The sequence below is a fragment of the Nocardia sp. NPDC050713 genome, assembly GCF_040654315.1.
Lineage (GTDB): Bacteria > Actinomycetota > Actinomycetes > Mycobacteriales > Mycobacteriaceae > Nocardia.
On sequence record NZ_JBFAHS010000031.1, the window covers coordinates 9,158 to 19,286 of the forward strand.

The 10,129-nt window shown below is 68.2% G+C and carries 6 protein-coding genes; 3 read left to right on the forward strand and 3 right to left on the reverse strand.

Annotated features, from left to right (window positions below; all coding sequences use genetic code 11):
- Positions 1 to 1,402: tetratricopeptide repeat protein (locus AB0H49_RS33850; protein ID WP_357257034.1), on the reverse strand; the 1,402-nt coding region annotated here is incomplete at its 3' end.
- 563 nt (positions 1,403 to 1,965) lie between these two features.
- Complete coding sequence (locus AB0H49_RS33855; RefSeq protein WP_357257037.1) at positions 1,966 to 2,142, reverse strand: hypothetical protein; 177 nt, start codon at positions 2,140 to 2,142, stop codon at positions 1,966 to 1,968.
- Between the two features lie 32 nt (positions 2,143 to 2,174).
- Between AB0H49_RS33855 and AB0H49_RS33860 the strand changes: the two genes are divergently transcribed.
- The 3 genes from AB0H49_RS33860 (at position 2,175) to mobF (ending at position 8,846) form a co-directional block, all read left to right on the forward strand.
- Positions 2,175 to 2,450, forward strand: a complete 276-nt coding sequence (locus tag AB0H49_RS33860) for a hypothetical protein (protein ID WP_357257039.1) — start codon at positions 2,175 to 2,177, stop codon at positions 2,448 to 2,450.
- 77 nt (positions 2,451 to 2,527) lie between these two features.
- On the forward strand, positions 2,528 to 2,908 hold the full coding sequence (locus AB0H49_RS33865; RefSeq protein WP_357257043.1) for a hypothetical protein: 381 nt from the start codon (positions 2,528 to 2,530) through the stop codon (positions 2,906 to 2,908).
- Between the two features lie 1,198 nt (positions 2,909 to 4,106).
- On the forward strand, positions 4,107 to 8,846 hold the full coding sequence (gene mobF / locus AB0H49_RS33870) for a MobF family relaxase (RefSeq protein ID WP_357257046.1): 4,740 nt from the start codon (positions 4,107 to 4,109) through the stop codon (positions 8,844 to 8,846).
- Positions 8,847 to 8,921: 75 nt separating this feature from the next.
- Here mobF and AB0H49_RS33875 read toward each other — a convergent pair whose 3' ends face one another.
- On the reverse strand, positions 8,922 to 9,275 hold the full coding sequence (locus AB0H49_RS33875; RefSeq protein WP_357257048.1) for a hypothetical protein: 354 nt from the start codon (positions 9,273 to 9,275) through the stop codon (positions 8,922 to 8,924).
- Positions 9,276 to 10,129: the final 854 nt, after the last annotated feature.

Here is a 10,129-nt window from a genome sequence, read left to right on the forward strand (position 1 = left end):
GAGTGGACAGGGTGTCGGGGTGATCAGCACCCAGGATCCGTTCACGGTCGGCGAGCGTGCGCTCGAGCAGCAGTGTCGCCTCATCGAGTCGACCCGTTGATTCGTACATGCGGGCGAGGCTGTTTCGAGTGGACAGGGTGTCGGGGTGATCAGCACCCAGGATCCGTTCACGGTCGGCGAGCGTGCGCTCGAGCAGCAGTGTCGCCTCATCGAGTCGACCCATGGAGCCGTAGACGTTGGCGAGGTTGCTGCGTGCGGCCACGGTAGCGGGGTGGTCCGGGCCCAGGATTCGTTCACGGTCGGCGATAGTGCTTTCAAACAGCAGCATCGCCTCATCGAGTCGACCCACTGATGCGTACGCGGAGGCGAGGTTGCTACGAGTGGTGAGGGTGTCGGGATGGTCAGGACCCAGCGTGTGTTCCCGTAAGTCCAGAATTTGCTCGTGCGCGGAAACGCGCTCATCCGGAGTCTCGGCGACGTCGTCACCCACGGTGTTCATTTGGAGATCGGTGAGAGGCCGTGGGCGGAAACTGATTCGAGTGAAGTCGAGGGTGTGAACCTTGCGGCGCCTGTAGACATCGAGAGAGCCGCCGCTTTCGGTCAGCTTCTGGCTGACGGAGGTAACCAGTCCTTCTCGTCGGAGCTCCTCCAGCCCAGCGCGCCGCGTGGTCTCTGAAAGCCCGAAGCGAGCAGCGGCCCGACTCGGCGAAAACCAGACCGGTACACCGTCCTCGGACCGTTGCTCGGACCGCAGAATGAGCAGCATCGCAAGCCCGGGACCCGACAACCGGGCCATGAGGCCGCTCGTCCACACGCTGGACGGCACACGAAAATACTGGTGCTGCACAAGCTGGTCGGACGGAGCCGCCGATGTGCGGAGTCGGTTGTACGTCGCCGAGGGCGGTTCGTAGGGCTCCCCCGTCCCCAGGTCTGACAGCAGGGTAACCACGTTCGGCATCCCGCCACGTGATTCGAGGGTGACCAGATTGCGGTCGGCCAGTTCACGCAGCGTCGACTGAACCCTGCGAGCTCCCTTTCCCGGCGGATCCAGCAGGCCGAGCAGTGCCGCCCATGCTCGTGCAGGCCTGACCACGCGGTACGGCTCGGCGGAAGCCGCCCAGAGCAGCGACAGATACATCTTCAACCGCAACTGCCCGCCGCGGCCTCCGCCACCGTTGGCGGTACTGCTAAGCAGCTGAGCCATGGGCGGCTTGCTGCCGGATCGTTCGTCAGCAACGAACAGATTCCGGACCGGCGCGCCGGCCTTTCGCCGACGGGTTCCCAGCTTCGAGGCGAATTCTTCAGCGATCTCCCACTGCCGCAGTTCCGGCACCTGCCCGGTCGGGAGCGCCTCGACAAACGGGCTGGCGGACCAACGACGCGTTGAGAGGCGGTCACTCATCGCTGCTCTTTTCCTAGGTATTAGATGTCATTCATAGTTCAGTGCGCTGAAGATAGCTTAACCAACGCGCTAGCGTAGGTTCTACCCCTTAGCTAATGCTAAGCGAGGGCGATCACCGAAGGCTAAGGGTGTAACCCGCACGCTAGCGTATTACTTAGGATGCCCTAAATACTTGAAGATTTGACTGTGGTGGCAAACACCCGCTACGGTTCCCGCCGAGATCCAGAAGTGACCGAAGTCGGGTTAGGTAACCGCTGAGGTTCGTCGACGGACTGCAGTCCGCGGCCGGCAGAGGATCGAGTGGAGCGGCAGACCCCGCCGTGGTATGGGTTCACGTAACGGGGTCTGCCAATCCGAGATCGGCTATTTGGAGCTGCGGACAGCGTATTCCGCGCCACATTCCAGCCGGTCGGCGACAAACCCACGCCAAGGGCTACGGCAACGCCGTGACCCCACCCGCCGCCGAGGTGCTCGGCCGCGCGCTCGCCGAGGCGATCACCGGCGAGAACATCGAGCGGTTCGCTCCCGCCGCATAGCTCGATCCCGACGGCGCCATGACGCGGTTACGGTGCCGTCGAAGTGTCCGGGTTGATGCGGACCAAGTCGACCGCCCGCATTTCGAACGGATACCGGCCCGCGGCGTCCTCGACGGACTCGATCACGGTGTGCTCGGCGTCGGGTACCTCGACGACCGCGAACACCGACTCGCCGGTCGTACCGATTCGGACCCGATCACCCACTCTGTAGCACGACCGCGAGTTTAATCGAACATATGAGCGATAATCGGGAGTCGGTCTGGATGCTCGACGGCCGCGTCGCCGATCTGGCCCGGCTGTACCGCACCCGGCACGGCTGGGCCCACCCGTCACCGCAGGCCTGCCCCGCCGGCCACCGGCTCGGACCCGACCAGGTGATCGTCAGCGCCATCCCGTGCGGTCACCTGCTCACCCACCACCGCTCCTACACCTGCCGCACATGCGGCAGGGTCGTAGCCTGGCCACCGATCACGCAGGCCTGCAACCATTTCGGCGGTCTTCGCAACCTGTGAGCCGCTAAGAGCCTCCGGCGATTCGGGCGTTCGACGTACCGTTGGAAGCGCTAATTCACCGTCTGGAGGGGGTCTCGATGTCCAGTCTGGAAGAGCAGTACGACGAGCTCATCGAGAAGTCGAAGCTGCTCGGCCATGATCCGGACCGCAGCCGTTTGCGCCCGCTGCGGGAGGAGCTCGACCGGCTCGACGAGCGAGTCCGCACCGAGGTTCCGGTTGGCGAGCGGTACTACGCGCTGAGTCTGCTGAGCCGACAGGCCAGTGCCTCTTTGACCGCCGCCGACTCCCGCGCCCAGATTGCCCACAACGTCGCGCAGGCCGAACACGAACGCGAAGTCCATGACGCTGCGTATCCGACCATTCTGAGTCCGCAGCGCAGCGCCCTCGCCGACTGGGCGGACAACGCCATCGCCCGCGCCGAACGCAACCGCCGAGAGGGCATCGAGCGCGAACGCTGATTGCTCAGGCCGCGATGTCGAACAGCGCCAATACCTTCGGCGTCTGCGCGGCCGCGTGGCGCACAGCTCAGCACGCTCCGATCACGCAGGTCGGGCCCGGGCCGGGCATGTCGCGATCCGGCGGCGGCATCGTCGGCGCAGTTGCGGGCGCCCGTAAGCGACCATAAGCGCGACCCGCAATCGGATCGGAGCCCAGCGGACGACAGCGCGGTCAGCAACATCGGTCTCATTCACGTCCAGGTTCGACGCAGGCCTGACCAGACCGGTTCCGGCCGGGCAAGCGGTTGTCCGCGGCTGTCCGCCGCGCCGTCCCCTTCGGTTGGTACGTCACCGGCGACGAAGCCAGAGCCGTAGCGTCACCGCCACGAAGCCGCTGGCGGCGGCCAGAACTGCGGTTGCCGCGGCACCCTCAAGAGCAACGAGAGTGACTGTGGTGAGGAGGATCGCTGCCAGGCCGATCAGGTCCGAATGGGCGGGCGCGCCATCGCGGGCGCGGACCTCTGGCGTGGCTGATAGCTCTCCTGTTCCACGCGACGGCGACGACGGTGGTGCATCCCAGGAAGGTGCGGTACGGCGATCGTGACCACTCACGAGCGCACACCGTGAAGAAGAGCAGCGAAAACCCTGATCCGACAATGGAAACGGGCATTCTGGGAATCGACACCGCGACATAGCGGGCCCTCCTTGTCAGTGACTTGGAGCCCGGCCCGGAGCCAGCGGCACAACAGCTAAACCCAGCCACTGGACAGGCAGAACTCCTTACGGAGCGCCCGGCCCGCGGCCAGCGGCAGCATTATCGCCAACAGTGTAGCCGCACCGTCGTCGTCGAGCGGCGACGCCAGAGCCCAGTCCCGCGATGTCGAACAGCGCCAACACCTTCGGCGCTTGTGAAGCAGCGGCGCGCAGCTCGGCGCGCTCTCGGATCGCACCCAGCCGGCGGCGTCCGAGATTGGTTCGCCGCGCCGGGCGGTTTCGGATGAAATAGCTCCGGGTCCCCGTTCGCATCATGATTCCCAAGCCACAATGACACACTCGCTGTATGCCTTTCCCGCAGCACAAAGCGCTTCTCATCAGCGCCGCTCACACGCTGCATAAGTCCCCTACCTGCGCGTTTTTAAAATTTTTGCTCACACCTCAGGCTCCAAGGTCACGCCCAGATCACAGAGACTGACCGGTATGCGCGCGTAGCGTGGATGGCATGGTCATGACGCTGGCGCGACTCGCAAGCGGGGATGGCTATGAGTACTACTTGCGCAATATCGCCACCCACGACGTCAACGACCGCGGCAGCCAGAATTTGGCCGGGTACTACAGCGAGCGCGGAGAATCCCCGGGCCGCTGGATGGGCTCGGGATTGTCCAATGTCGGGTTGAGCGTGGGAGATCCGGTCACCGAGCCGCAGATGCGCGCGCTGTTCGGGCGCGGCCTGCACCCGAATGCCGAGGCGATGATCGTCGCCGAGATCCGCGCCCAGATGCGCGAAGGGGTTTCCAAGCCGACCGCACGGGCGCACGCGACGCGGCTGGCGCGGCTCGGGCAGCCCTTCAGCGCGCACATCGTCGACGAGTACTCCTACCGCTACGAGTGCACCCTGGCCTACGAGGCCTACAACCTCGAGCGCGGCCGCGTCGGGCACGCGCCGATCCCCGAAATCGAGCGCCAAACCATCCGCACCGAGGTCGCGACGCGGATGTTCACCGAGGAACACGGTCGCGGCCCGCTCAACGACCGGGAACTCTCCGGCTGGGTCGCGCGCGCCTCCCGCCCGAGCGCCAAACGGGTCGCGGGCTACGACCTGACCTTCACCCCGGTCAAGTCGGTGAGTGCGTTGTGGGCGTTGGCGCCGCGCGAAGTCGCCGAGCAGATCGAGGCCGCTCATTACGCGGCGATCGACGACACCCTGGCCTACCTCGAAAAGCACGCCATCTACACCAGGGTTGGGCGTCACAGTCGCCGCCAGGTCGAGGTCGAGGGTGGGCTGATCGCCACCGCCTACGATCACCGCGATTCCCGCGCAGGGGATCCGAATTTGCACACCCACGTCGTGGTGTCCTCGATGGTGAAACGCAAAGACGGCCAATGGGGTTCGCTGGACAGCCGGATGCTCTACAAGCACAACGTGCCCGCCTCCGAGCTGTACAACACGAGGTTGGAGCACCACTTGGAGGCCCGGCTCGGCCTGCGGTTCGCGCAGCGGCCTGGCGGGCGCCGCGGCAAGCGCCCGATCCGCGAGATCGTCGGCATCGACCAGCGGCTGAGCGAGGAGTGGTCCCAGCGGTCCAAGGTGATCAAGACCGAGTTGGACCGCCGTGCGCGCCGATTCCAGGCTGGGCACGGCCGGGAGCCGACGCCGCTGGAACTGCTCGACCTGGGCCAGGAGGCGACCCTGGTGACTCGCGGGGCGAAGGTGCCCGCCCGCAGCCGCGCCGAGCAGCGCGCCGCCTGGCGCGCCGACGCCGAGGCGCTGCTCGGCGGGCCCGACGCTGTCGCGGCGATGGTGGCGACCGCACTGGGTCAAGCCGCTCCCGTGCGCGAGGCGACTGACGCCGCATGGGTCGCCCAGACCGCAAACACCGTGGTGCAGGTCGTTTCCGAGTCCCGCGCGACCTGGCAGGCCCGCCACATCCGCACCGAGGCCGAACGCCAGCTCCGTGGCCGTGTCGCTCCGCAGGATTGGGCGCGGCTGATCACCGAGGTCACCGATACCGCGCTCTCGGCGCCGTATTCGATCCCGCGCGGCACCCCCGATGCCGCGCCGGCGGTTGGGGTGCTCGCCCGCTCCGACGGCACCAGCGTCTACACCACCGCCGGTTCCCTGCTGCACACCTCCCCGCAGATCGTCGACGCCGAGCAGCGCCTCATCACCGCGAGCCTGCGCAGCGACGGGCGCACCGTGCCCGCGGCCGCGGTCGATACCGCGATCGTCGAGCACGCCGCCAACCACGACGGCCAGGTGCTCAACGCCGGACAACAAGCCTTGGTGCGCGAATTCGCGACCTCCGGTCGCCGCTTCCAGGTCGGCTTGGCCCCGGCCGGGACCGGTAAGACCACCGCCACGGCCACCCTGACCACGCTGTGGACCAGCGAAGGCGGGAATGTGGTCGGGTTGGCGCCGACCGGGTCGGCGGCCGCGGAACTCGCTCGCTCGATCGGCGTGCACGCCGCCACCGTGGACATGCTCGTCGAACTCACCACCGCCCTCACCGAAGGCCGCCGCGAGCCCGACGACGTACCCGAGTGGGTTCGCAGTATCGGCCCGCAGACCCTGGTCATCCTCGACGAGGCCGCGAAAACCCCCACCCTGAAACTGGATTCGGCCGTGACCTGGCTGCTCGAACGCGGCGCGAGCGTGCGCGCGGTCGGCGATGACCGCCAGCTGGCCTCCGTCGCCGCGGGCGGGGTCATCCGCGACATCGTCCACCACGCCGGAGCCTCCACCCTCACCAACGTCGTGCGCTTCACCGACCCCGCCGAACGCGCCGCGAGTCTGGCCCTGCGGGAAGGCGATCCGGCCGCCATCGCCTACTACAGCGACCACGACCGCATCCACGTCGGCGTCCTCGGCGCCGTCGTCGACGACGCCTTCCGGGCCTGGGCCCGCGATCACGCCCGAGGCCTCGACGCCGCCCTGCTCGCCCCCACCCACCAACTGGTCGGCGAACTCAACGCCCGCGCCCGCGCCGCCCGCCTCCACCGTGACGGCGGCGTGATCGGCGCGGAAGTCGTTCTCGCCGACGGGCTATCGGCCTCGGCCGGGGATCTGATCGTCACCCGCAGCAACAACTACAAACTCTGGATCTCGAAAACCGATCACGTGCGCAACGGCTACCGCTGGCAGGTGCGGGCGGTCCTGCCCGACGGGCGGGTCAGCGCCTCCCATCTCGGATCCGGGCGTCTGGTCGTTCTGCCCGCCGACTACGTGCGCGAGCACACCCAGCTCGGCTACGCCACCACCATCGACTCCGCCCAAGGCCTGACCGTGGACACCTGCCACGGCGTGCTCACCGGCCGCGAATCCCGCGCCCAGCTCTACGTGCTGGCCTCCCGCGCCCGCGACGGCAGCCACCTCTACCTCGCCACCGCAGGCACCGGCGAAGAATCCGACGCCTACACCTACACCGCCCTGCACCCGCCGACCGCGATCGACATGCTCACCGACATCCTCGGCCGCGACGGCACCCAAACCTCGGCCACCACCCAGGCGCGTGAGGACACCGACCCGCGCCGCCAGCTCGCCGGTGTGGTCGACGCCTACTTCGACGCGCTCGCCGCGGCCGCCGACGACCACCTCGGCGCCGAGCACCACACCGGGCTCGCCGCGGCCGCCGAACGCCTCGTGCCGGGTCTGACCGGTGAGCAGGCGTGGCCGGTGCTGCGCCAGCATCTGGTGCTGCTCGCCCTGTCCGGTCGCGACCCGGTCGCCGCGCTCACCGACGCAGTAGCCGCGCGCGAGCTCGACTCCGCCGACGATCGGGCGGCGGTGTTGGACTGGCGGATCGGGCGCGTCCGTACCAGCGGCCCGCTCGGCTGGTTGCCCGAGATCCCGCCCGCCCTGCGCACCGACGACACCTACGGCGAGCACCTGCGCACCCGCGAAACCCAGATCCGGGACATGGCCGCCCAGATCACCCGCACCGCGCGCGCCTGGACCGCCGACTCCGCACCCACCTGGGCGCAGCCGTTGACCGGCGCGGCACCCGGTGTGGTCGCGCAGCTGGCGGTGTGGCGCGCCGCCCACGACGTGCCCGACCACGACCGCCGCCCCACCGGCCCCACCCAGTACCCGGTCGACGAACGCGCCGCCCAGGCTCACCTCGACAAGCTCGTGCGCGAACGACTCGGCGACCTGGACGCCGATACCCGACGCTGGACCCGCCTGACCTGGGAGGTCGACGACCGCATCGCCACCGACCCGTACTGGCCGCAGCTCGCCAGCGAGCTGACCCGCGCCGCTCGCACCGGCGCCGACGTGCCTGCCTCCGTCCGCGAAGCCGCCGCCGGCGCTCCGTTGCCCGATGAGCAGCCCGCGGCCGCGCTGCGCTGGCGACTGACCGAGCTGCTCGACGCCGACCCCGACCGCGACTTCACCAGCGCGCGTGACGAACTGGCGCGCATGAGCCCGCAGGCGCTGCGACGGCTCAGCGACGCCGAGCTCGATGACCGCGCACACGAGCTGCGCGCCGCTCTCCGCGAACCGTCGATGCCGCTGGTGTTCGACTTCGCGGTCAACAACGCCCGCGAAGATCTCCAACACTTACGCGACTGGCATCAGCGGCTCGACCGGGACGCCGTCGCGATCCGCCACGCCCAAGCCCTCGCCGACACCGCCCTCAAGATCGCCCGCGAACAACAGCAGAACGACAAGGACCAGAAGGCCAGCACCGCCGCGCGTGATCGGACCAACTGGCTCAACTACCGTGCCCGCGCCGCCCATCAAGCCGAGATCGACTGGCTCAAGGAGAAACGCCGCGACATCGACCAACGCCTCGCCCGCGCCGAAGCTGACGCCAAGGCAGCGGCCCGCGCCACCGCGACACCACGGCAGCAGTGGGCCCAAACGCTGGCCGATGCCACCAACCAGGCCAGCCGTGACGCCGCGCTCCGCGACGCCCACGCACGGCTGGCCCGCGCCGAGCGTGACCGCGACCGCCACGATGCCGCGCAGGCCCGCGACGCCGCAGAGCTACGCACCATCGACGCCGAGCAGACCCGCCGCGCCGACCTGTCCGACCAACAGCGCAGCGCCGAAGAACGCGCCCGCGACGACCTCACCGACACCGCGCGCGCCCAAGCCTCCACCCGTCCCACCCGACCAGAGCGCGAACGACGCGAGAAACAGCAGCAGCAACGCGCCAAAACCCGCAACCGCTGGACCTCGCCGGACCCGCACCTGCCCTACGACAACGGTCCCAGCCACGGGCACGGCTACGGCCTGTAGTCACCTCGGCATGTACCCGAGCACGGCATCCGCCACCGGACTACGGCCCGTGAGGGCCGCGATGGTGGCTGGCAGTTAGTTCTTGCGCTTGAGGACACCGCTTTGCTTCGGTGAGTCGCCGAGCCGCCGGGCAAGTGATTCGACCAGGTCAGCGTCCTCCTCCGTCAGCTCGTCGATCACGGCAGCGAGCTGACGGACCCGGGAAGAGATCTGCTCGTCCTGGTGCACTCCGTACCAATCCGCAGCGATCATGACGCCGACCTGCTCGGGCGTGGTACCGAACATCCGCGCAATGCCGTCTAACGCATCAGGATCAGGCGGACCGACCCGTCCCGCGATCCCGCCCCAGGCTCCGTGCTCGACCAGGTTCCTCCACCATGCGTGTGAGCGCGCCCGATCACACGCATGAGCCATGTCCTGATAGTCCATTTGCCTAGACAGCCGTCTAGCTGCATCCTGAAAAGGAGTTTCTCCCATAGTTGCAGTATAGAATTTTTGACTTTCTCGCAATTGGTTTTGCTAAGGCCGACCACGCAGAGGGTGAGTTGCTGTCATCAATGCCGCTCAGGGGGGAGCCCTTCCGGCACATCCGCCAGGCGCCCGCGAAGCCTCGACGGCAACCGAGCGAAGCTCGTGCGGCAGCACCTTCCAAGGCGGCCACGGACCCGGATGTGGACTTGCACAGTCGGTTGTGGCCTCTTGGGTGGCCTGCCTCCGCGGCGAGCGGTGGGGGTGCGGGGGCAGCGCCCTCCGCCTAGCCGCCAACGGCGGCTCCACCCGGGACGAAGCGCGCGGTCAGGTTCGTGAGTGTCCTCCCGGTATGGCCTGAGGGCGACTCGATCACGGTGGTGGTGGACGTCAAGGGTGGCCGCAGGCCATCGCGCAGCGACGCCGCCAGGCGCCCTTGATGACCGCCGCCGCCGTGATAGCCCTCGATCAGGCCATACCGGGAGGACACTCACCCGCGCGAAGAACCGCGCGAGCACCAGCTCGCGGATACCACCTCGCACACGCAACTCGCGTCAATCACCAAGGTCGCTCCCCAAGTCCGGCGCAGAACGCAACGTCCGCACCCCCGCGCCACCACTGGAAGCATGGCCGCAGGCCGTGGAAAGACGTATGCCAGCCCAGCCACCCGCCCAGCGCACCGTTCCCCACCCAACGCAACCACCTCCCACCCAACCACCCACCCACCCCTGTGATCTCTCCCTGACCTGCCCCACCCACCCAACTCCCTCCCCACCCCGGGGACACCAAAGACCAGTCCTTTTGGTCTTTGGTGT